Below are 22,839 nucleotides of genomic sequence, written 5' to 3'. Positions count from 1 at the left end.
GAGGGGCGAGGTGAGAGGGGCGAGGGGCGAGGGGCGAGGCGCGAGTGCAGGTTAAATCTAACTCCTGGCTCCTCATCGTAGCGTATAATCAACACGAAACATCGCGCAAAGGAGAGGTACATGCTGGCGCCCGACACGCTCATCCACGGTCGATATCGCATCATTCGCGCCATTGGCAAAGGAGGCATGGGCGCCGTCTATGAAGCGTTCGACGTGCGTTTGCAAAGCCCGGTCGCGCTCAAGCAGATGATCGTCGAAGGTGAGCAACTGAGCCGCGCGTTTGCGCGTGAAGCGCAGTTGCTGGCCTCGCTGCGCCATCAGGCGTTGCCGCGCGTCATTGACCATTTTGTTGATGATCAGGGTCAGTTCCTGGTGATGGAGTTCATCCCCGGCGACGATCTCGCAACGCTGTTGCAAAAGCGAGGCGCGCCGTTTCCGCTTGACCAGGCGCTCTCCTGGGCGGATACGTTACTGGACGCGCTCAGTTATCTCCATTCGCAGCAACCGCCAGTCATCCACCGCGATATCAAGCCGCAAAATATGAAATTGACCCCGCGCGGTGAAATCATTCTGCTCGATTTTGGGCTGGCAAAGGGCGCAACAGCAGCGCAGACTCGCTCGATGACCGGCAGTATCTTCGGGTATACGCCGCAGTACGCGCCGCTCGAGCAGATCAAAGGGTCTGGTACCGAACCGCGCAGCGACCTCTACGCGCTGGGAGCGACACTCTACAACCTCATCACCGGCACGCCGCCGCCTGATGCATTGACTCGCGCTGCGGCGACGATCACCCGTGAACCTGATCCGCTCGAACCCGCTCACCGCTTGAATCCGGCGGTGCCAGAAGAGGTCAGTGCTGTTTTGAGTCAGGCGCTCGCTCTCGATCCGGCAGCGCGATTTGTGAGTGCTGACGCGATGCGCCACGCGCTGCGGCAGGTGCGTGGTCTGTTGGCGCCGCTGCCTGCGGTCAACACAACTTTTGTGATCGGACGACCGACAATAGCGGAGGAACCGCACTCCGCAGCGCCGTCTCCGGTCGGACAGGCGACTGTGCCCGTCGGCGCGATCCGGGGAGATGCGCGCCCACTCGCATCGCCGTTACCATCGGATGCGCCCGCGCAACGGCGTGGTCCGGGTATCTGCGGCGTGTTGGGCATCATCACCCTGGTCATTGCAATTGTTGCCGTGGTTGGCGTCGTCTACGTCGTCCGCCAGATCGGGCAGGGCATCCAGCAGGGGATCGGGCAGGTGATGGAGCAGGTCACTGCGGTGGCGCCAACGGTTATTGCCGCGCAGCAGACGCTGGAAGCGGTTTCAACGCAGGCGGCGGCGGGTGTTGGGGAGCAGGCGACCGCGCTTGCACCGGCGCTGGATTCCATGCAGCAAACGGTTGTTGCTGCGGCGACGACTGTGGTCGAAGAAGCGCCGCTCATGCCGGGAGAAGGACGTCCTGACGCAGCCGTCCCCTACCGGTTGAATCAGGTCATCAATGGTGAGATAACGTCCACAGACGCCCGATTAGGGTATGACTTCGTCATCGAGTCGCCGCAGCAGATCTTTATCGAAACGCGGAAGTACGCCCGTGGGATGGAACAGGTCAAAATCATTCTGATCGGTCCGGCGGGCGGACGAGTGCTCAGCACCTGTCTGGGATGCGGTCATCCCGGCCTCCAATCGCTTCGGCGCCCTGGTAGATACACGCTGGTGATCGGTGGAACACCGGACGCAGGCACAGGCGCGTTTGAGATGCAGATCTATGATGTGCCACAGCCGCAGCGCTTCACGATTACGCTCGATGCCGGCATCGGTGCTGGTCGTCCGAACACCGATGCCGGTCAGATAGTCTCACCCGGCGCGCACCAGGAATATATCTTCGAGGGACGTCCCGGACAGACGATCTTTGTCGTTTCGCGACGCCACGATCAGGCGCTCAGCCAGGTGCGCCTCAGACTGATCGACCCAATTGGCGGCGAGGTGTTCGCTACATGTCTGGGTTGCGGCAATCCAGGGGCGCATACCCTGAAGCGTCCAGGACAGTATATCCTGGTTGTGGGCAGCAATCGGGAACCGGCGATTGGCGCCTATGAATTGGGCGTCTATGATGTGCCGCCGCCGCGTGAGTTCACCATTGGCGTCGATGCGTTGATTGCCGGTGATCAACCGGCGCCTGGCGCGGGACGTATCGAAACTCCGGGCGCCAGGAATGTCTATCTCTTCGAGGCGCAGGCCGGGCAGCGGATTGTTGTGGCGGTGACGAAACGCGATCAGGCAGTGTCGCAGCTGGACTTCACGCTGCGCGCTCCCTCTGGTGCGGAGGTGTTCACCACGTGCCTCGGGTGTGGCGATCCTGGCGAGAAAACGCTTCCCGAAACCGGAGTCTACCGCCTGGTCGTTGGGAGCGATAGACACGAGGGTGTCGGTGCGTTTGAACTTCGCGTTTCGCTGGCGCCGTGATCGTTTCGAGACGTTGAGATCGTTCCGGTCGAGGGTATAGCTGCAGATAACGGGTATGGTCTCACGAAAAGGCGCGCGTGCCGGTGTGGTCTTGTTTCTGCCAATGCATGCGCAGATTCTTGATAGAACCCGTGATTGCCAGTTGCTCTCTGTCAAAAAGTGTAGTAGAATATCAGCGACTTGCACCATACGGGCGTCTGTCGTGAGTAGTGCAACGCAGCATTGCCCGCGCGCAAGGATAGAGAACCAGCTTTCGTTCATTCCAATGTCCTGAGGAGGACCTGAATGGCTAGCAGAACCGAGGAGATGGTTCGGCATCTCAAGGCCTTGCAGATGAACACGCCCGACATTGAGGCGTCTGCTGTCGTGAGTGTAGACGTCCTGATCATGGCCTCGGCGCTGCCGGCTGATGTAGAAGAGGATCGCGTCTCCGCGATGAGCGCCGCTATGTTGTCGCTTGGAGAGCGGATCGCAAACGAACTGAAGCGCGGGCAGCTCGATCAGGTGTTCGTCCGTGGTGAAGAAGGGTATGTCGTGCTGGTATCGATTGGAGATGAGGCGGTGCTGACCGCGCTCGCCGCCAGCAGGGCAAAACTTGGCCTCGTCTTTCTTGAGATGAAGCGCACCGCGAATGAGTTGTTGAGTCTGGTGTAGGTGCTCATTTTTGCCCAGGTATGACCGGCGAGGTTGGATCGGCGATCCCTCCTCGCCGCTTTTTTCTGTTGCGCTATGCGAAAAACGATTACTGACATTCAGCAGATGAAGGTGCGCGGCGAGCCGATTGCGATGCTGACTGCCTACGATGCCGTTACTGCCGCGTTGTTCGATGCTGCCGGCGTTCCAATGTTGCTGGTCGGCGACTCGCTCGGCGATAATGTGCTTGGCTTCGGTTCGACCATTCCCGTGACTATCGACGACATGGTGCGCCATACGGCTGCCGTAGCGCGCGGTGCGCAGTCGGCGCTGATTGTCGCCGATATGCCCTTTCTGACCTATGCCACGCTGGAGATGGCGGTCGTTGCAGCGCGCCGGTTGATGCAGGAAGGGGGCGCGCAGGCGGTGAAACTCGAAGGTGGGCAGGCAATGACCCCCATCGTCCGTCGCCTGGTCGAATGCGGCGTTCCGGTGATGGGGCATCTGGGGTATACGCCGCAATCGGCGCATGTCTTCGGAAAAGTGCGGGTGCAGGGACGTTCTGTTGCTGCTGCGCGCCGCCTTATCGAGGATGCCCTGGCGCTTGAGTCGGCGGGTGCGTTTGCGCTGGTGCTCGAATTGGTTCCGGCGCCGCTTGCCGCTGCGATCACCGAACGCCTGCGCATTCCGACAATCGGTATCGGCGCCGGTCCGCACTGCGACGGGCAGGTGCAGGTGTCCACCGATATGCTCGGGTTGCGTGACGATTTCAAGCCGCGTCACGCGCGCCGCTTCGCGGACCTGGCGCCGATCATCCGCAACGCCGCTGCGGCATACATCGCCGCTGTCGGCGAACGCAGTTTCCCCGCCGATGAACACAGCAGCCGAATGGATGAGACTGTGTTGCGAGAGGCGCTGGAAGGATTGTCGTAAATTGCTATGCGCGTGATTGCTACGATTGGTGAGTTCCGTGCGGCGCGCGCCGCCATGCATGGCGCCGTGGGTCTTGTACCGACGATGGGGTATCTGCACGAGGGGCATCTCTCACTGGTACGCCGCGCCCGCGCCGAGAACGATCACGTTATCGTAACGATCTTCGTCAATCCGACACAGTTCGGTCCTTCGGAAGACCTGTCACGCTACCCGCGCGACCTGCCGCGCGACCTGGCGCTCCTCGAAGCCGAGAAGATCGATGTCGTCTTTGCGCCGAATGTTGCTGAAATGTATCCCCCAGGGTTTGGTACGTTCGTCGACGTCGGTCCAATCGCGGCGCCGCTGGAAGGTGCAGCGCGTCCCGGTCATTTTCGTGGCGTCGCCACGGTCGTGTGTAAACTGTTCAATATCACGACGCCGCACCGTGCCTACTTCGGGCAGAAAGATGCACAGCAAACGCTTGTGATCCGTCGTATGACCCTCGACCTGAACCTGCCGGTGGAGATTATCGTCTGCCCGATTGTGCGCGAACCGGATGGTCTGGCGATGAGTAGCCGCAACGTCTATCTGAATCCGAAGGAGCGCCGTGCAGCGACGGTGCTGTTTCGTGCGTTGCAGGCGGTCCAGGAGCGCTTTCGCGCCGGTGAACGTAACGGCGATGCGCTCCGCGCAGCCATGCGCGCGGTCATTGACGCTGAGCCGCTGGCGCATCCCGATTATGTCAGTATCGCTGATCTGGACGACCTTCATGAGTTGGATCGCGTGACCTCCCGCGCCCTGGCATCCCTTGCCGTGCGCATCGGAACGACGCGCCTGATCGATAATTGTATTCTCGAGGCGTGAGGCGCGCGGCGAGAGGCGTGATACCAATGACGATTGAAGACGCCGCATGCGTGTCATTCCGAGCCCTTCGCTTCGCTCAGGGTAAACTCAGCGAGGAATCTGAGCGGGTCGCGCACGACCCCTCGCGCTGCTCGGGGTGACCATGCCCGATGTTCACAGGTCATTGGTATGAGGGGTTGGAAATTGCACATGGAATGTCTGCGACCCTTGAGATTTTGACCAACCCGTCCCGATTTCAGGGGTCTTGGGTATGAGGTGAGGGGCGCGAAGAGTGTGGGTTGCGGGTGATGGTGTGTTCCGCTAACCCCTCCTCCCTAATCCCCTTGCCCTCGCTCCCCTGACCTTCGGCTCTCAGTTCTCGATTCCTGGTTCTACGGAGGTTACGGATGACTATTAACCTGACTGATTTGATCCGCAATGTTCCAGATTTCCCTGTTCCCGGCATTCAGTTCAAAGATATAACTCCGCTGTTGCAGCATGGCGCCGCCTTCAAACAGGTGATCGACACGCTTGCTGCGCGCTATGAAGGGCGATCACTCGATGCGGTCGTCGGAGTCGAATCGCGCGGGTTCATCTTTAGCGCACCGCTTGCCTACCGTCTTGGCATCGGATTGGTGCCGATCCGCAAGCCGGGTAAACTGCCATGGGAGACATTTGCGGTCGAGTATGATCTGGAATATGGCTCGAACAAACTCGAGATGCACCGCGATGCTCTGGACCCCGGTGCGCGCGTCGTCGTCATTGATGATGTGCTCGCCACCGGTGGAACAGTTGCTGCGGCATGCCAGCTGGTCGAAACAGCCGGCGCGGTCGTTGAAGAGGTCGCGTGCCTGATCGAACTGACCCTTCTTAAGGGGCGTGAACGCCTGGCAAACTATTCTTTCTTTTCGATGCTACAGTACTGAGCACGCGCAACCATGCACGTTGTTTGGTGGATCCTGATCGCGGCGCTGCTCGTGTCATGTGGTGCGACACCGATTGCTGTGGCGCCGACTGTCATGACCCCATCTCCTGCTCTCCTCTCCCCACTTCCGACTGCGACTCCGCCGCCAACGGTCGCCGCCACGCCAACGCCTTTGCAGAGCCCGACTGCCACTTCGCCGCCAACGGTCGCCGCCACGCCAACGCCTTTGCAGAGCCCGACTGCCACTTCGCCGCCAACGGTCGCCGCCACGCCAACGCCTTCACAGATCCCGACTGCGAATCCAACGCCGGTTCGCGCCACTCCGCTTCAATTCGGCGTAGCGGCGCACCTGTTCTACACGTCGCGCCGATTGCCGCTGCAACGCGCCAGAGAGGCGGGTTTCGCCTGGATTCGTCAGCAGATTCATTGGAAAGACCTGGAAGGTTCGCCAGGACGCTACGCCTGGGGTGAACTGCCCGCCGTCGTTGATGCCGTCAATGATGCTGGACTTCGCCTGCTTATCACGATTGTGCGCGCGCCGGCGTTCTACTCGCGTGGAACCTATGGCATGCCGGACGACCCGACGCGCCTGGGGGATTTCGTCAATGCGCTGGTGCAGCAGTTTCCCGGCAAGATTCACGCCATCGAAATCTGGAACGAACAAAATCTGGCGCATGAAAACGGCGGGCGCGTCACCATCGAAGATGCTGGACGGTATGTTGAACTGCTCTGCTCCACCTATCCGCGTATCAAAGCGCGCGATCCGTCGATTGTCGCGCTGGCGGGCGCCCCATCCTCGACCGGCATCACTGATGCGCGAATGGCGGTGGACGATAGAGCGTACTATTCAGCAATGTACACATATCGAGAAGGTATGATTCGGGACTGTATGGATGCGCAGGCAGTGCATCCTGGCGGCGCGGCGAACCCGCCGGACACTCTCTGGCCCATTAATCCGAGCACGGCGCGCGGTTGGACTGACCATCCCACGTTTTATTTCCGCCACGTCGAGAATGTGCGCCGCGTGATGGTCGCGCATGGTCTGCAAGACATTCCGATCTGGATCACCGAATTTGGTTGGGCGACGCGCAACACAACGCCGGGGTTCGAGTATGGAAATCAGGTATCATTCGAACAACAGGCGGAATACATTGTTGGTGCGATGCGGTTGACAGAAGAGCAGTACCCATGGGTCGAGGCGATGTTTCTGTGGAACCTGAACTTTGCCATCCTGCTCGCGCGTAGTGGTCAACCGCTGCACGAACAGGCGTCGTTCGCCATTCTCAATGCCGATGGCAGTCCGCGTCCGGCGTTTATCGCCATTCAACAGTATCTCAGCGAGGCGAGAGGGGAGAGGGGAGAGGCGAGAGGCGAGAGGGGTAAGAGGCAAGGGATCATCCGTAGCGGCGTTGCACCGCACCGCTACGGTGCACGGCTGGTGTGACGCCCGTTACGGCAACGGTTGCGGGCGTCGCACCGCGATGCCCGTGCGACAGTATGGCTGAACGTCGAACGTTTTTGTCACACAAAGACGCAAAGGTTGCGGGTTAGCAAGTAGGGGCGCGGCGCTGGCGCGCCTACAGGGACGACGAGCGCCGGTGTTGAAGGTGGTCAATCATACAAACGCGCAAATGAGCAAAGGTTGCAGAATCGAAGGTGCAAAGTGAGCAGGTGGGAAAGGGGAAAGGTTGAAGGGTGAACATCTCTAACCCTTAACCCCTACCCTCTAGTTCTCGGTTCTCGGAGGCACACCGTATGGAGAACGACTTCGAACGCATGTCGTCGTGGTCGCCGGAAGAACTGCAACGATTGAACGAACAATTCGAGACCCAACCGCCCGAAGCGTTGCTGACCTGGGCAGCGCACATGTTTTGCCCCCGCGTCGCATTAACGTGCAGTTTCAGCGGTCCGTCGGGGATGGTGCTGCTCGACATGGTCGCCCGCTTGAACCTGGACATTCCGGTTGTTTTTCTGGACACCGATCTTCTCTTTCCCGAAACCTACGAACTGGTCGCTATCGCCGAGCGTCGCTACGGCATCCCGATCCGCCGGCGTCGCCCTGTTCTGTCGGTCGAAGAGCAGGATCGCCAGGAAGGACCACAGCTCTATGCGCGTGATCCGGATCGTTGCTGCCAGGTGCGCAAAGTGGCGCCGCTCGCTGAGACATTGCGCACCTATGACGCCTGGATCAGCGGAATCCGTCGCGATCAGTCGGACACACGCGCAACCATCGACCTCCTGGAATGGAACACGCGCTATAACCTGGTGAAGATCAGCCCTCTCGCCTTCTGGACCGACCGGCAGGTCTGGGCATATATCCATCATCATCAGGTGCCGTATAATCCGCTGCTCGACCGGGGGTATCCGAGCATCGGGTGTCTCCCCTGCACCCGTCCCGCCGATGCGAGCGATCCGCGCGCCGGGCGCTGGGTCGGGTTTGCCAAGACCGAATGCGGCCTGCACACGCCATGATTTGGCAGGCGCTCGCAGGTCTGGTACCATGCGCGGCATGTTGTGGAGCATCTCAGACCTGCACCTCTCCTTTGCCCGGCCCAAGCCGATGGATATTTTCGGCAGTCGCTGGAAGAACCACCCGGATCGTATCGCTGCCGCCTGGCGCGCGCGCGTCAAACCCGACGACATCGTACTACTGGCGGGCGACACCTCGTGGGCAATGAAATTGCAGGATGCACTCGTCGATCTGGAATGGATCGCGGCGCTGCCGGGGCGAAAGATCATCTCTCGCGGCAACCACGATTACTGGTGGAGTTCCGAACGAACCAACCGCGTGCGTCGATCAATGCCGCCGGGCATCGACATTCTCGAAGCAAGCGCCATCGACCTCGGTGATGTGGTCGTCTGCGCCACGCGCGGTTGGAATGCGCCGGAAACCCCCGGCTTCCAGGAGTCGGCGGATCGACCATACTACGAACGTGAACTGGCGCGCCTCGACCGGGCGCTGGCGGAGGCGCAACGCCTTGCGGAAGGCAAACGTCCGATCGTGGTCATGATCCACTTCCCACCGTTTGCGGCACGCCGTCCGACTGAATTTGCGCGTCGGATCGCCGCCGCAAAAGCATCCGCCTGTGTCTACGGGCACCTGCACCGTCCCGAAGATTGGGCGACCGCGACGCAAGGGGTGGTCGATGGCGTGTACTATCAGTTGACCTCGTGCGACTATCTGGGGTTTGGACCGGTGGCGGTGCGTGGGGTGCGCGCCGCCGAGGGATAGAATAAAAGTTCGAAAATCCTGGACAAAACCGCGACTGAGCGGTATACTGTACAGAGCAGATACGCAGGCAGGGCGGCACCCGGCGGCTTTCATGCCGCCGTTGATCATGTTCAGGAGATCGTATGGAAATCGGGATCGTCCGAACGCGCAACATTACCGAAGAAATGCGCAGCGCCTACCTCGATTACGCAATGAGCGTCATCGTCTCGCGTGCGCTTCCCGATGCCCGTGACGGATTGAAACCGGTGCAGACGCGCATTCTGTATGGGATGTGGGATATGGGCATCCGGGCGAATCAGCCCTTCAAGAAATGCGCCCGTATTGTTGGCGAAATCCTGGGCAAAATGCATCCCCACGGCGATAGCGCTGTCTATGATGCGCTGGTGCGCCTGGCGCAACCCTGGAATATGCGCTACCCGCTTGTCGAAGGGCAGGGCAACTTCGGCAGCGTCGATGGCGACCCGCCGGCGGCGATGCGCTACACCGAAGCACGCCTCACGCCGATCGCCGAAGAAATGCTCGCCGACATCGAAAAGAACACCGTTGATTTTCGCGACAACTTCGACGGTCAGTACCGCGAGCCGGTTGTATTGCCGGCGCGCATCCCCAACCTGCTGCTCAACGGCGCGGCTGGCATCGCCGTCGGTATGGCAACGAACATCCCGCCCCACAATTTGAGCGAGGTCTGTGATGCGATCACCCACCTGATCGATAACCCCGACGCCACGGTTGAAGATCTGGTGAAAATTTTGCCCGGTCCCGATTTTCCAACTGCTGGCATGATCCTCGGTACGGAAGGGATCATGAACGCCTATAGCACCGGGCGCGGTCACATCATTATTCGGGCAAAAGCGCACATTGAAGAAGCGGCGCGTGGCGCATTCCATATTGTCGTAACCGAACTTCCCTACCAGGTCAACAAGGCCCGCCTGCAAGAGCGTATCGCTGAACTGGCGCGCGACCGCAAGATCGAGGGTATCCGCGACGTGCGCGACGAGTCCGACCGCAGCGGGATGCGACTGGTCATTATTTTGAAGCAGGACGCGCAACCGAAGAAGGTGCTGAATGCGCTCTATAAGCACACGCAAATGCAGACGACGTTTGGTGTTAATATGCTGGCGCTCGTCGAGGGTGGGCGACAGCCGCGGCTGCTGACGCTTAAGCGCATGCTTCAGGAGTACATCGACCATCGCCGCGAGGTCATCCGCCGCCGTACTGAATTCGACCTCGACAAGGCGCGGGCGCGCGCCCATATCCTCGAAGGTCTCAAGATTGCGCTCGACCATCTCGATGCAGTGATTACGACCATTCGCAATTCACGCTCACGCGACAATGCGCGCGCGAACTTGATGAACGGGTTTGCCCTCAGTGAAGCGCAGGCGAACGCGATCCTGGAGATGCAACTGGGTCGGCTTGCGGCGCTCGAACGTCAGCGCATCGAGGAGGAGTACCGCGAGGTCATTCGACTGATCGGCGAACTCGAGGATATTCTGGCGAACCCGCGTAAGATTCTGCACCTGATCAAACAGGACCTTGCCGATCTGAAGGCGAAGTATGGCGATGCGCGCCGTACCCGCATCATCCCTGAAGCCAATGGTGAGGTGAGTGACGACGATCTGATCCCGGATGTCAAAGTGCTGATCACCCTCACCGACCGCGGCTATGTCAAACGCCAGTCGCCCGATGTCTACCGAACGCAGCGGCGCGGCGGACGCGGCATCCGCGGCGCCACGACCCGCGAACAGGACGTGGTGCGCCATATTCTCGCCGCCAACACTATGGACGACCTCCTCTTCTTCACCGACCGCGGCAAGGTCTATCAGATCAAGGCGCACGAACTGCCTGATGCCAGCCGCACTGCCAAAGGTTTGCCGCTCGTCAACCTGATTGCGCTCGAACCCGGCGAACAGGTCACATCAGTGCTGGCAGTGCCCGACTTCGAGAAGGCGGAATACCTGATTATGGCAACAGTGCGCGGCAAGATTAAGCGCACATCGATCAGGGAGTACAGTCAGGTGCGTTCCAATGGGTTGATCGCCATCGGACTCGAAGAGGGCGATGAACTCGGCTGGGTTGCGATGACCCAGGGGCACGAGGATGTGTTGCTCACCACCGCGCGCGGGCAGACGATCCGCTTCCGCCAGGAGGAGGTGCGCCCGATGGGACGACCGGCAACCGGTGTGATCGGTATTGCGCTCGCCGAGGGGGATCGGGTGGTCTCGATGGACCTGGCGCAGGAGAACGCGGCGTTGCTGGTGGTGACGGCGCATGGGTATGGCAAGCGCACCGATCTGGGAGAATACCCGCTCAAAGGGCGCGCCACCGGCGGTGTTATCACGATCCGACTCCGCCCCGGCGACGAGGTTGCCGTTGCGCATGTGGTGCGCGAGAACTCGCTCCTGACCATCATCACCGAGAGTGGCATGGTGATGCGCACCGAAGCCAGCGGCATTTCGATGTTCGGGCGCAATACCCAGGGTGTGACCATTGTCAACCTGACATCGAACGACCGCGTGGCAGCGCTGTGCGTCGAAGCGCCGGACGAGAACGAGGAGCGGAGCGAGCGCGTGCTGATCGACCCGACCCAGGGGTGACGGTTATTTCTGTAACGGCATCTCGTTGTAGGTACACGTTCGCAGCGGAAACAAAGAACGGCTCGCGTGACGGTTATTTCTGTAACGGCATCTCGTTGTAGGTGCGCCCCTCCAGTTCACGACCGGTCCGGTCCTTCCGCACCCCGCCCCACTGCTTGAAGAAGAAGGGCGTCTGCGCACGACGACACTGATCCAGGATCGAAAGCACCCATTCCTTGCGCATCGGGCGCGCGCCCGGACCAGACTCGCCGCCAACGATCACCCAGTGAATGCCGTCGAGCGGCAAATCGTTGAGCGGACCCAACAGCGGCTCGCACGACAGGAAACGCACATGCGCCGGGACGGTTTGGAGATCGTGAATCCGGTGCTGCACGCGCTGATTCTCAACGCTGACTCCCATCCAAATATTCGGCGTCCAGTCGAGACGCGGCGCCATCTCGCGCAGGCGTGCACTGCGTTTGGTCAGGATCTGAAACGTATGGTGGGGGCACTCGTGCATCACGGCAAACACGCGCTGGATGAACTCCTCCGGTACATCGTCGTGAAACAGATCGCTCATCGAGTTGACGAAGATCATCCGCGGCTGCCGCCAGCGCTTCGGCAGGTCGAGCACGGCGGGATGCAGCCGGATGGCGAAGCCGTCGCGGTAGCGGACGCTGCCCATGGCCTGAAGCCGCAACGCAAGGCGCTCGGCGTAGCAGTGTTTGCACCCGCTGCTGACCTTTGAGCAGCCGGTCACCGGATTCCATGTCGCTTCGGTCCACTCGATGTGGGAGTGTTCAGCCATGCTCACGTGCTCAGGATATGTTGGGCGATCTTGATAGCTGTCTGTGACCCCTTTGGATTGCCCGACGCAAAACAGAGCAAATAGAGTGGATTATGACGAGAATTGCGCAGGGGCAAGGGATTTTCTGCCACTCCGTAGAAAACCGTTTTCAGTCGTTCGACGAAGAAACGCCCGATCCGTTCAAAATCAGCCTCTTTCTCACAGGACTCTTCCTCGCCAAAGAGCGTGAGCTGGTTCTTTTGAACATAAAACGCGCTCTTCCAAGCATCCGTACCGAGAATTCTGGTCAAAGCATCAGCCCACGCGCCGGTTGGCGGCGCTTTTCTCGTCAGCAGACGATTGACCGCTACACCCAGGGGAAACAGAAACCATAGATCTATTGCTTTAGTTCGAGCCAATGCCTCGATCAAACCCCAGGATACCTGCATGCCATAAGGATCAAGGAAAACCACGGCGCGAGAATATCGCCAGTCTTGCTCAGCACACCACTGCGTGAGATAGTTATTGGCATCCTCTTTGACAATCTTGATCTGTTTGTCAGGAAAATCGCGTTTGAGTTGTTGCAGCGCCTGCTCCCTTTTCGAATCGCGTTCGATAAGCAGGTATTGCTTAAACGGCGGCTCGACTCCGAGCGCAATGCGCGCGCTGCCGTCGAGAAACGCAGCCGCTTCGGGTTGTTCCAGTTCAGGAAAGAGGGGCAATTGATCATTCGGTTGCGTCTTCCGGTCGCGGTACCCTGTTCCGGCAAAGGCATCCACATAAATGGTTTTCAGTTTTCGTGCGCGCTCATTCTTATTAAAAATCGTTGTGTATGCCGCCAGGTACTTCCGCAATCGCTCTAACTTATCGTCTGTCCAGTCACCGCCAAAGGTATGAGTGGTCATACAGTTGTTCCGATATGTCTAGCACAATTGTACTGCAACATATACGATAGGTCAACCATCTTCCACCTCTCGCATGTTCGTCACCCCTCCCACTGCTGCCAGCATATCACCCAGGGCGCCGTGGTGTCGTGCGCGTGCGCGATGATCGCGCCGGGGCTGGCGGTGTCGCCAATATCGCGCATCAACGTGGCGATGGCGTGCATCTCACGACAAGCAGCGCACCGCGTCGGGCAGCGCCTGTTGCAGTCCATCGCTCGAGTGTTGACCGATAGGGTCGAAACAGGTGTGAGAGATTTTTTCGATTTCTACGTTTCCATGAGTGACGTAAGTAAAATATGCGCTGTTCGACCGAGAGGCGCTTTGAGTGGCACATATGGGGGTTGATGCATGGATATCAGTCCAGACGCGCTCATTTTTCAAGTTTCACTATTCGAGAAAGATGAATCAATGCTCGTTGAAGCAGCGAAACAAGACCGGGCTGCTTTTGGTGTATTGTACTATCGCTATGCCTCTCGTGTCTATAAGTACTTACGAACGCGCCTCGACAATGATGATGACGCAGCCGATCTTACACAACAGGTTTTTTACAGGCTTTCACAGCGCTCCCAAAATACAAAAATTGCGGAGTCCCTTTTTCTGCATGATTGTTTCGTATTGCCGCTAATGCTGTCACTGATGTTAGACGTCGCAAGCACTCAACGATAGAATTGGAGAAAATTTCTGATTGGGGTTCTGGGGTATATGATGGTTATGGCGGGTATATACTAAAATATGAGATCAATGATCCAAAAGAATCTGTTGAAACGCTGAATCTCAGGCTGGAAGCAAATGCTCTGCAAGCTATTGAGATTATGCCAGCAACGAACGAGACGCGAACTTTGATCATCCATCATCCGTTCGTGTACGACTTCACCGTCGGAATTACCCGAAGATAGATAGAAAATCTCCTGGTGCATCATCGCAAGATGTGCTGGAAGTCGTATCTTATCCGCCAGAATACGAAAAGGAGGAACACCATGACTCTCAAGCCAACGCTGTTCACCATCATCATCGGGTTGTTGCTGGTCATAAGCGCTCTCGTGAACACAAGCGAATCGCGTCTCTCGATAAGCAATGCACAAGAACAGGGTGAGCACTGCGTCGTGTATGCCGAAGCAACGGCGCCTGGAAGCAGCGCTGCGCCGGTCGCCTGGCGCGGGTGCTATCCGACCTTTGAAGCCATCGCGGTTGCAACCGATGGACGTGTGCATCTTCCTCCTTCAGCCTCGCCTGATGATTTATCGGACGACATGCTGCATAGCCAATCAGCAACCGATGTACACCCCGCACAAAGCAGCTTTGTGCTCACTATCGAGTATGACGACACCAACTATAGAGGCGCATCTCTAACTACAACCGGCATGATGCCCTGCCCTTCGGATGGATCGGCGTTTCTGCTTCCGTCTCTTGGCGCCTGGGACAACCGGATAGAGTCGGTGCGACTCTATAGCAACTGTAATCGGGCATTTCATTATGAAAATGAGAGTTATGGCGGCAATTACGGTGATTACCGCTCAGATACGCCTGATATGACTTCTATGCGCAATCAGGCCTCGTCGCTCAAGATATGTCAGAATTGTCTGGCCCGGTAGACTTCGACGCGGCAGGATCGATGTTCACACGATATGCACGAATACCCGCATTTCTGATAGAATTATTCGACTACTGATGTCAGAAAGGAAGGGATGCAGAAAGTTGCCTGCCTTCCTTTTCAGTGCTTTCACTGCTGTTGAAGACGAAGCCTCTTGCACTGCCGGGTGCTGCGCTTCCTTCTCGCACCGCACACGTGTGCGGATATGGTACAATGATGCTGTGCAGAATTGCCTGACCGCCACACCTGTCCTGATAACCGGACGCGCCAGGGAGGACCCGCGCTGACCCAGACGACCATCCCCGCCGAGCCGCCGGATGCGGCGCCCGCCGACGATCCCTTCCGCTATGGCTGGCGCTTCGTGCCGCGCCCAACTCCCGATGATCCCCATCACCTGGAACAGGTTCCGCTGACGCTCGAGGACGTCCTGCACCCTGAAACGGGAGATTTCATTGTGCACAGCGGCCGCCACGCGACCGACCGGATGTACCTCACCGCCGTGCTGCGCGCCCGTCTGGAGGAGGCGGGGGTCGCCATCGTCCTGAGCGATGTGCGCATTGCCTGGGACATCCCCGACCTGCGTCCGCACGGACCGGATGTGATGGTCATTCCCGGCATCCGCGAACGGCAGGACTGGAGCACATTCGAGGTGGCGGTCGAAGGCGCGCGTCCGGCGCTGATCATCGAGATCACCTCGCCGGAGACGCGCGAGAACGACCTGGAGCGCAAGGTGGAGCACTACGCGCGCGCGGGGGTGGCGCAGTACGTGATTGTGGACAATATGAGTCGCGGCGGTCGTGAGCGACGTCTGCGCCTGCTTGACTATCGGTTGGAGGGGGATGCGTACCGGCTGTACCCGCCGGACGCAGCAGGGCGGGTGCATCTGGTGATCGCCAACCTGTGGCTGGGTATCGAGCGGGATCACGTTGTCTGCTACGACGAACGCGGCGTACCGTTCGGTAGCTACGCGACCGTCGTGCGGCAGGCGGCGGAGGCAGCAGCACGAGCGCAGCGGGAGGCGGAACAGGCGCAGCGGGAGGCGGAAGCGCGCGCAGCGGAAGCGCGGGCGCGCCACGAAGCCGAGGAACGGGCGCAGCGGGAGGCGGAACGGGCGCAACGTGAAGCGCAGGCGCGCGCCGAAGTTGAAGCGCGCCTGCGCGCCCTCGAAGAAGAACTGCACCGATTGCGTCGGGGGGGTAGAAGGGGGCGGGTCTCAGACCCGCCCCCTCTATGGACAGGTCTCAGACCCGTCCATAGAGGGGGCATGGGGCTGCGGTCGGGTCTGCGACGTGGCGGTGCGGTCGGGTGTGTGACTCGGTCGGGTTGCAGACCCGACCGAGGGTCGGGTCGCAGACCCGACCCTACTGCTGCGGTTTCAGACGTACCCATGCGGCCGGGTCTCAGTTCCGCCCCTGCTCACGCCGATGGTGAGCGTGCGCCCTTCATCGAGTTCGAGCGAGGTAGTGTGGACGTGATCCGGCGGCGCGCAGAGCCGCAGGTCGTCCGCCAGCGTCTCTTCGCGCACATAGTCGCCCCAGGCGCGCAGCATCGCTTCCACTGCGGCATCACCGTCGGCGCCGCCAAGGAAGACGATGATCCGATCGCTAATGGCAAACCCGGCGTCTTTGCGCGCATCCTGGATGTTGCGCACCAATTCGCGCGCCAGCCCCTCCATCGTCAACTCCGGCGTCAGGGTTGTGTCGAGCGCCACAAGGACGCCGCCATCTTCCGCTACCGCGTACCCTTCTGGCGAACTGCTCTCAACCAGCACTTCTTCTGGCAGCAAGTCAATCGCCTGCCCTTCGAGCGTGAGTGTAATGGTTTCTCCGGCTTCGACTGCCTGCGCCGCCGCGCGTGCCGCATCACCGGTCAGATCGCGGAGTGCTGCGGTGATGGCAGGCACCAGTTTTCCATATTTGCGACCAACCAACCGCAGGTTGGGCTTGAGGCGGTACTCGACCAGCGTGGCAGTGCTGTCGAGGTAGCGTACCGCTTTGACGTTGAGTTCGTCGCGCAGTTCCGCCTCGAAGCGCCGCAGACCTTCGAGGGCGGTCGGGGTTAGCGCGCGCACCCACAACTCGCGCAGTGGTTGGCGGACCTTGATGCCTGCCGCGCGTCGCGCCGCGCGCCCGACTGAAACGGCTTTCAGCAACACTTCTGTATCTGCCACCAGGCGCTCTTCGAGCAATGCTTCGTTGACCTGTGGCCACGCGACAAGATGAACGCTCTCCGGTGTATCGGTCTGCCCCTCGTGCCCTTCCAGCCCCACCAGGTTGCGGTAGATCGCCTCGGCGACGAACGGCACGAAGGGCGCTGCCAGTTTTGCCACCGTGAGCAGACAGGTGTAGAGCGTCGCATATGCCGCCTGCTTGTCGCGGTCGTGCTCGCTCTTCCAGAAGCGCCGCCGGTTGCGTCGCACATACCAGTTCGACAGTTCATCGACAAAATCCTCGATGGCGCGTGCTGCCGTTGTAACATCATACGCCTCGAAAGCATCGGTCACGGTGCGCACCAGGCTGTTCAACCGCGCCAGCGCCCACCGGTCGATGGGAACGAGGGTCGCCGGATCGAGATGCTGATCAACGCCGTCCTTCGTTGGCGTCCAGCCATCGAGATTGGCATAGGTGGCGAAGAATGCGTACGTGTTCCACAGCGTCAGCAGGAACTTGCGCAAACTTTCGGCGACCAGCCCTGCCGAGAAGCGGCGCGGGCTGCCGGGAGGCGCGGCAGTGAACAGATACCAGCGCAGCGCATCGGCGCCGTGCTCGTTCATCACCGTCCAGGGATCGACGACATTGCCGCGCGACTTGCTCATCTTCTGACCCTCGGCGTCGAGAATGTGCCCCAGGCAGATGACATTCTTGAATGCCGGACGGTCGAAGAGCAGCGTGGAGATGGCGTGCAGCGTGTAGAACCAGCCGCGTGTCTGATCAACCGCTTCGCAAATGTAATCCGCTTGCTTCGCCAATTCGTAAATCTCGGTGTTCTCCATCGGATAGTGCCACTGCGCAATGGGCATGGCGCCAGAGTCGAACCAGCAGTCGGCAACGTCGGGGATGCGGCGCATCAACCCGTGCTGCGGATCGACCCAGGTAATCTCATCAACATAGGGACGATGCAGTTCCAGGTCCTTCAGGGTGCGCCCGACTTTCTGCTCCAGTTCCGCCAGCGAGCCGATGCATTCGGCGTAGCCGTCTTCTGCCATCCAGATCGGGATGGGTGTGCCCCAGTAACGCTCACGGCTCACAGCCCAGTCGATATTGTTTTCCAGCCAGTTGCCGAATCGCCCATCGCGGATGTGCTCTGGCACCCAGTGGATCAGCAGGTTGTTCGCCACCAGGCGATCTTTCATCGCGGTTGTGCGGATGTACCACGAGCGTTTGGCATAGTAGAGCAGCGGCGTATCACAGCGCCAGCAGAAGGGGTACGAGTGCTTGACACGCCCGCTCCTCAGCAGCAAGCCGCGCGCCTTCAGGTTGCGCGTGATGTCGGGGTCCGCCTGTTTGAAGAACTTGCCGGCAAAGCCGAGCGAGGCAAACTCTGGCAGCACATTGCCTGCCAGATCGACCGAAAAGAGGGTCGGCAAGCCGTACTTCCTGCCGATCTCGAGGTCGCCATAGGCCGGCGCGATGTGTACGATGCCGGTGCCATCCTCCAGCGACACGAAATCATCGGCAACGACCGTATAGGCGCGAGACCAATCCACCGTGTCACCGGGCGCGGGAACGCCGTCGAACAGGTTCTCGTAGCGCGTGCCGACCAGATCGGCGCCCTGGAACGTGCGCTCAACGGTCACGCCGTCGCCAAGAACGCTGTGGAGCAGCGCCTCCGCCAGCACGAACCGTTCGCCGTCGTGTGATACGACGACATACGCGGCGTCGGGCTTAACAGCAAGCGCCACATTTGCGGGAAGCGTCCAGGGGGTCGTCGTCCACGCCACGAACGATGCTCCACGCAACGCTTCGTGGCTCGTCTCGCGCACGCGGAACTTCACCCACACACTCGGATCGTCTACATCGTCCTTGAAGCCGAGCGATACTTCATGATCCGAGAGAGATGTGCCGCAGCGCGGGCAGTGCATCGAGACCTTGTAATCGCGGAAGAGCAAGCCGCGATCCCATAACTGACGGAAGATCCACCAGAGCGACTCGATGTAATCATTTTCGTAGGTGATATAGGCGTCTTCGCTCACCCAGTAGGCAATGCGGCGCGTGAACTGGCGCCAGTCCTGAATATATTCCCAGACGCTCTGGCGGCACTGCGCATTGAACTCCGCTACACCATATTTTTCGATGTCGGGCTTGCCGCTGAAGCCGAGTTTCTTTTCGACCTCGATCTCCACCGGCAGACCGTGGGTGTCCCACCCTTCGCGTCGCCCGATGATCTTGTAACCCTGCATAGCGCGGTAGCGGCAGATGACATCTTTGAAGATGCGTGAGATGGCATGGTGGATGCCGGGACGACCATTCGCCGTCGGCGGTCCTTCGTAGAAGACGAACGGCTTATCGCCAGATTCCAGACTGCGCTCGACAATCTGCTTGCGCTGCCACAGATCGAGAATCTGTTCCTCGAGTCGCGGAAAGTTGACCCTGGTATCGACAGGCTGAAACGCCATGCGCAACCTCCTTGCCAACAAAAAACCCCCGCCCCTCAGCAGGGACGAGGTGAGGAAAACCCCGCGGTACCACCCTGATTCAGCCGATGCGTCATCGACTGCACTCATTAAGGCGCTATCACGCCTCCGCCGGGATAACGGTCGGCGAGACCGGAGCAGACTACTGGCGCGCAACAGCAGCGTTCGCCCCCCGGCTCAGGAGTGATCTTCAGCGACCAAACACAGACGCGCCTCACACCACCCGCGCGTTCGCTGACCGGTTTGCTATCGCCTACTCGTCTCCGTCACGGCCTTTGCACTGTATTATACCATAGAACCAAGAACCAAGAACTGAGAACCGGGCGCCTCACGGCGACCGACATCGCGCACGTTTCCCGTCTGCCCCTGGCGGGATGCGAGCCAGGATGGTGACAGTCACATCCGCAGGGGTCGGGCAGGTCTTCAACCTTCACCGCCCCACGGTTCCGATCCGGTTGCAGCGGGGCGAGCGGGGTCACGCGACCAGTCGCTCCAGGAGCCTTCGTAGAGGAGTGTGTTCTTCCAACCGGCGCGTGCGAGCGCCAGGATGGTATGTGCAGCGGTGACGCCAGAGCCGCAGTAGCAGACGATGGTTTCGGCACGGTCGGCGCCAAGTGCAGCGTAGCGCGCCCGCAGTTCCTCCACCGAACGCATCCGTCCGTCGGCATCGACATTGTCGGCGTATGGCGCAGACACTGCTCCCGGAATATGACCTGCGCGCGGGTCGAGTGGTTCGGCGATCCCCTGGTAACGTTCCGCTGCGCGCGCATCGAGAATCAGCACGCGCGGATCGCGGCGCAACACATCCACAGTATCAGCATCCACTACCATCGCCCGGTTTGGGTGCGGGATGAACATCGTTGGCGGCGGCGTCACCTCGCCTGACTCGACCGGCAAACCGGCAGCGACCCACGCGGGCCATCCGCCATCGAGGAGCGACACGCGCTCGTGCCCGAAGTAGCGCAGCAACCACCAGAGACGCGCTGCATACGCGCCACCGACGCTGTCGTAGGCTATGACATGCGTCTTGGAACCAATCCCGGTGCGCGACGCGACAGCGGCGAAGGCTTCCGGTGCGGGAATGGGATGGCGTCCTGGTCCCTGAAACGGCGGGGCGGAAAGATCGGTGTCAATGTCGAGATATACCGCGCCGGGGATGTGCGCTTCCAGATACTCTGTGCGCCCGCGCCCCGGCTCCAGCAGATACCAGCGCAGGTCGGCAATGCGGATATCCGGGTCATTCAGGCGTTCTGCGAGCCAGTCGAGAGATACGAGATGGTCAGTAGTCATACTTAAAGTCCCTTGAGGTCGGCATACGTTCGGACCGATAGCCAGAAGCGCCCCCTGATGAGATTTGGCCGCAGCAATCGATTAACGGCGAAGACTTCAAGGGTCGGGCATATTCTCACCTGCAACCCTCCTGCCTCACACCTCTTACCTCTCGCCTCATACCGCTGCAACCCTCCTGCCTCACACCTCACACCTCACACCTCACACCTCTCGCCTCACACCTCACACCTCACACCTCTCGCCTCACACCTCTCACCGCAAATCGCCGCGGATTTCGCGATCGCTGCGCAGATACCAACGGTTGACGTCGGCGAAGCGCCCCTCGCGCCCCATGATCAGGCGCGGCGAAACGGCTTCATCAGGCGCAACAGCGATGATGCTGCCAAGGTCGGCAACGGTGGCATGAATCAGGAACGGTTGATACAGCATAATCCCCGGCGCCAGATCGACCCAGCGTTGCTGAAATTCGTTGTAGAGCGCGGCGCGGTCAGCGATGTCGTAGATTTTACGCGCGTTGTAGAGCAGTTCATCAATGTCAGCATCGGTCAGACCTGTGTAGTTCCGTCCGCGTTCCGCCTGGCTCGAATGCCAGAGTTCAAAGACGTCGGGATCGGAACCGAGCCGTTGCCAGCCGTGCAGCGCCATAGTAAAGTCGTGGGTTTCCAAACGGCGCTGGAGATCGCCGGACTCAACCTGCTCGATCACAATGCGCACGCCGATGGCGCTCCACTGGCGGGCGATCTCTTCTGCTACCGCGCGCCGTTTGGGAGAACTGTCGGTCAGGAGGGTAAAGGCAAGTCGTTGACCGTTGCGTGCGCGAATGCCATCGGCGCCGGCGACGTATCCCAGCGCATCGAGTGCGGATACGGCTCGTGCGGGATCGGGTTCGTACCACTGCACATCAGGCGCTTCAGCCCACCATCCGTGCAGGATCGGCGTATCAAGCCGTGCGACCTGACCGTTCAGCACTCCGGCGATCAACGCATCCTTATCGAGCGCCATCGCCAATGCGCGGCGCACGCCAATCTCAGTGAGCGGACCATCGCGTAGATTGAAGGTCAGGACGGTGCAGGCATCCAGCAATGCCTGTCGGCGCACCACATTGCGCGGCAGGTTCACATCCGCCAGGGCGCCGGTGCTCAGGAAAGCAAGACCCTGAATGTCACCGCGCGTCAGGGCTGCGAGCGCATCCTGTTCGGTGCGGAAGAACCGCAGTTCAATCGTTTCAATGAACGGCGGCGAACCAAAGTAGGACGAGTTGGCGCGCAAAAGAGCATGTTGATCATCTCGTTCGATCAATCGATACGGACCGGCGCCAACCGGCAAGCGGTTGAATGCCATCGCCTCCCACTGTTCCGGCGGCGTATCACGCAACAGGTGCGCCGGCAGGATCGGAAAACCAGTCAACCTTAAGAAAGGCGCAAATGGAGAGTCAAGGCGGAAACTGACGCTGCGCTCTCCGGCGCGATCAACCAGAACCGTGCGCCAGAAAGCGGCGACATTCTGATCACCGGCAAACGCAGGACCCTGCACGGCGCGCATCGTGAACAGCACATCATCGACCGTCACCGGCGCGCCATCGTGCCAGGCGACGCCGCTGCGCAGCGTAAAGGTGTAGACCGTCCCACTGTCATCGACCGTCCAGGACTCGGCAAGCGCCGGCATGGGCAATCCATCAGGACCGGGGCGTGTCAATCCCTCAAAGATCAGGCGGTGTAGATCGGCAGCAACCGGATCGGCGGCAGGATCGACCAGCAGTGGATTGAGATGCAGCGGTGCGCCGACGACCCCTTCGACATAATCACCGCCTGTCAGCGGACGGGCGACCGATGCGCGCGTCAGCGCCAGGTAACTCATGAGGAGGAGCACGGTCAGGGAACTGATCGCAGCTATCAGAATCTGCCAGCGAATGCGGCGAGCCATGGATTTAGCGAGGAAAGTGATCGCGCGCGCCCTGAACACCAGGAGCAGACGCGACTATGAGGAAGAAGCGCCCGGATAAGGCTGCCCGCCCTGTCCTGT

Annotated in this window: 16 protein-coding genes, 1 pseudogene and 1 other annotated feature; of the genes and pseudogenes, 12 read left to right on the top strand and 5 right to left on the bottom strand. The window is 60.2% G+C overall.

Features of this window, described 5'->3' with window-relative positions; translation table 11 throughout:
• Positions 1-120: 120 nt before the first annotated feature.
• From RCAS_RS25460 to gyrA, 9 genes are all read left to right on the top strand, one after another.
• Positions 121-2,454 carry a serine/threonine-protein kinase gene (locus RCAS_RS25460; protein ID WP_011997872.1) on the top strand — a complete coding sequence of 778 codons (2,334 nt, stop codon included), beginning with the start codon at positions 121-123 and terminating at the stop codon, positions 2,452-2,454.
• A 285-nt stretch (positions 2,455-2,739) separates the two neighbouring features.
• Positions 2,740-3,108 (top strand): roadblock/LC7 domain-containing protein, encoded by a 369-nt coding sequence (locus RCAS_RS01750; protein WP_011997871.1) that lies wholly within the window; start codon positions 2,740-2,742, stop codon positions 3,106-3,108.
• 75 nt (positions 3,109-3,183) lie between these two features.
• Positions 3,184-4,020 (top strand): 3-methyl-2-oxobutanoate hydroxymethyltransferase, encoded by an 837-nt coding sequence (gene panB / locus RCAS_RS01745; RefSeq protein ID WP_011997870.1) that lies wholly within the window; start codon positions 3,184-3,186, stop codon positions 4,018-4,020.
• Positions 4,021-4,026: 6 nt separating this feature from the next.
• Positions 4,027-4,863: a pantoate--beta-alanine ligase gene (gene panC / locus RCAS_RS01740; RefSeq protein ID WP_011997869.1), complete on the top strand. Its 837-nt coding sequence runs from the start codon at positions 4,027-4,029 to the stop codon at positions 4,861-4,863.
• A 386-nt stretch (positions 4,864-5,249) separates the two neighbouring features.
• Complete coding sequence (locus tag RCAS_RS01735) at positions 5,250-5,768, top strand: adenine phosphoribosyltransferase (protein WP_011997868.1); 519 nt, start codon at positions 5,250-5,252, stop codon at positions 5,766-5,768.
• A 12-nt stretch (positions 5,769-5,780) separates the two neighbouring features.
• On the top strand, positions 5,781-7,211 hold the full coding sequence (locus tag RCAS_RS01730; protein ID WP_011997867.1) for a hypothetical protein: 1,431 nt from the start codon (positions 5,781-5,783) through the stop codon (positions 7,209-7,211).
• A 311-nt stretch (positions 7,212-7,522) separates the two neighbouring features.
• A complete protein-coding gene (locus tag RCAS_RS01725; RefSeq protein ID WP_011997866.1) occupies positions 7,523-8,239 on the top strand; it encodes a phosphoadenylyl-sulfate reductase in 717 nt (238 codons plus the stop codon).
• Positions 8,240-8,267: 28 nt separating this feature from the next.
• On the top strand, positions 8,268-8,999 hold the full coding sequence (locus RCAS_RS01720) for a metallophosphoesterase (protein WP_011997865.1): 732 nt from the start codon (positions 8,268-8,270) through the stop codon (positions 8,997-8,999).
• Positions 9,000-9,121: 122 nt separating this feature from the next.
• The gene (gyrA, locus tag RCAS_RS01715) at positions 9,122-11,593 is read left to right on the top strand and encodes a DNA gyrase subunit A (protein ID WP_011997864.1); all 2,472 of its coding nucleotides are present in this window, start codon (positions 9,122-9,124) and stop codon (positions 11,591-11,593) included.
• Between the two features lie 73 nt (positions 11,594-11,666).
• Here the strand turns inward: gyrA and RCAS_RS01710 are convergent, their stop codons facing one another.
• Positions 11,667-12,380 (bottom strand): DUF5131 family protein, encoded by a 714-nt coding sequence (locus RCAS_RS01710; protein WP_011997863.1) that lies wholly within the window; start codon positions 12,378-12,380, stop codon positions 11,667-11,669.
• A 2-nt stretch (positions 12,381-12,382) separates the two neighbouring features.
• A complete protein-coding gene (locus tag RCAS_RS01705; RefSeq protein ID WP_011997862.1) occupies positions 12,383-13,264 on the bottom strand; it encodes a three-Cys-motif partner protein TcmP in 882 nt (293 codons plus the stop codon).
• Positions 13,265-13,651: 387 nt separating this feature from the next.
• On the opposite strand from RCAS_RS01705, the gene RCAS_RS01700 reads away from it, so the two are divergent.
• From RCAS_RS01700 to RCAS_RS23600, 3 genes and pseudogenes are all read left to right on the top strand, one after another.
• Entirely contained in the window at positions 13,652-13,969 is a 318-nt protein-coding gene (locus tag RCAS_RS01700; RefSeq protein ID WP_049768777.1) for a sigma factor, read from the top strand.
• A gap of 311 nt (positions 13,970-14,280) precedes the next feature.
• Positions 14,281-14,895, top strand: a complete 615-nt coding sequence (locus RCAS_RS01695; RefSeq protein ID WP_041330131.1) for a hypothetical protein — start codon at positions 14,281-14,283, stop codon at positions 14,893-14,895.
• Positions 14,896-15,177: 282 nt separating this feature from the next.
• Positions 15,178-16,092, top strand: a pseudogene (locus tag RCAS_RS23600) (Uma2 family endonuclease); the annotation flags it as partial.
• Between the two features lie 177 nt (positions 16,093-16,269).
• Here the strand turns inward: RCAS_RS23600 and ileS are convergent.
• From ileS to RCAS_RS01675, 3 genes are all read right to left on the bottom strand, one after another.
• A complete protein-coding gene (gene ileS / locus RCAS_RS01685) occupies positions 16,270-19,509 on the bottom strand; it encodes an isoleucine--tRNA ligase (RefSeq protein ID WP_011997859.1) in 3,240 nt (1,079 codons plus the stop codon).
• A gap of 37 nt (positions 19,510-19,546) precedes the next feature.
• Positions 19,547-19,806 (bottom strand) — a binding site (T-box leader).
• A gap of 144 nt (positions 19,807-19,950) precedes the next feature.
• Positions 19,951-20,817, bottom strand: a complete 867-nt coding sequence (locus RCAS_RS01680; RefSeq protein WP_011997858.1) for a sulfurtransferase — start codon at positions 20,815-20,817, stop codon at positions 19,951-19,953.
• Between the two features lie 252 nt (positions 20,818-21,069).
• Positions 21,070-22,740: a peptide ABC transporter substrate-binding protein gene (locus RCAS_RS01675; RefSeq protein WP_011997857.1), complete on the bottom strand. Its 1,671-nt coding sequence runs from the start codon at positions 22,738-22,740 to the stop codon at positions 21,070-21,072.
• Positions 22,741-22,839: the final 99 nt, after the last annotated feature.

This window comes from Roseiflexus castenholzii DSM 13941, from assembly GCF_000017805.1.
In the GTDB taxonomy this organism is placed as follows: Bacteria; Chloroflexota; Chloroflexia; order Chloroflexales; family Roseiflexaceae; genus Roseiflexus; species Roseiflexus castenholzii.
Note: the sequence above shows the minus strand (reverse complement) of the source record. Positions and strands in the feature narration are given on the sequence as shown.

Excerpts from the sequence above, each read along its gene's own strand:
- RCAS_RS01725 (WP_011997866.1), top strand. The coding sequence starts at position 7,523 with ATGGAGAACGACTTCGAACGCATGTCGTCGTGGTCGCCGGAAGAACTG.
- panC (WP_011997869.1), top strand. The coding sequence starts at position 4,027 with ATGCGCGTGATTGCTACGATTGGTGAGTTCCGTGCGGCGCGCGCCGCC.
- RCAS_RS01680 (WP_011997858.1), bottom strand. The coding sequence starts at position 20,817 with ATGACTACTGACCATCTCGTATCTCTCGACTGGCTCGCAGAACGCCTG.
- RCAS_RS01695 (WP_041330131.1), top strand. The coding sequence starts at position 14,281 with ATGACTCTCAAGCCAACGCTGTTCACCATCATCATCGGGTTGTTGCTG.
- RCAS_RS01750 (WP_011997871.1), top strand. The coding sequence starts at position 2,740 with ATGGCTAGCAGAACCGAGGAGATGGTTCGGCATCTCAAGGCCTTGCAG.
- RCAS_RS01735 (WP_011997868.1), top strand. The coding sequence starts at position 5,250 with ATGACTATTAACCTGACTGATTTGATCCGCAATGTTCCAGATTTCCCT.
- gyrA (WP_011997864.1), top strand. The coding sequence starts at position 9,122 with ATGGAAATCGGGATCGTCCGAACGCGCAACATTACCGAAGAAATGCGC.
- RCAS_RS01730 (WP_011997867.1), top strand. The coding sequence starts at position 5,781 with ATGCACGTTGTTTGGTGGATCCTGATCGCGGCGCTGCTCGTGTCATGT.
- ileS (WP_011997859.1), bottom strand. The coding sequence starts at position 19,509 with ATGGCGTTTCAGCCTGTCGATACCAGGGTCAACTTTCCGCGACTCGAG.
- RCAS_RS01720 (WP_011997865.1), top strand. The coding sequence starts at position 8,268 with ATGCGCGGCATGTTGTGGAGCATCTCAGACCTGCACCTCTCCTTTGCC.
- RCAS_RS25460 (WP_011997872.1), top strand. The coding sequence starts at position 121 with ATGCTGGCGCCCGACACGCTCATCCACGGTCGATATCGCATCATTCGC.
- RCAS_RS01700 (WP_049768777.1), top strand. The coding sequence starts at position 13,652 with ATGGATATCAGTCCAGACGCGCTCATTTTTCAAGTTTCACTATTCGAG.
- RCAS_RS01710 (WP_011997863.1), bottom strand. The coding sequence starts at position 12,380 with ATGGCTGAACACTCCCACATCGAGTGGACCGAAGCGACATGGAATCCG.
- RCAS_RS01705 (WP_011997862.1), bottom strand. The coding sequence starts at position 13,264 with ATGACCACTCATACCTTTGGCGGTGACTGGACAGACGATAAGTTAGAG.
- RCAS_RS01675 (WP_011997857.1), bottom strand. The coding sequence starts at position 22,740 with ATGGCTCGCCGCATTCGCTGGCAGATTCTGATAGCTGCGATCAGTTCC.
- panB (WP_011997870.1), top strand. The coding sequence starts at position 3,184 with ATGCGAAAAACGATTACTGACATTCAGCAGATGAAGGTGCGCGGCGAG.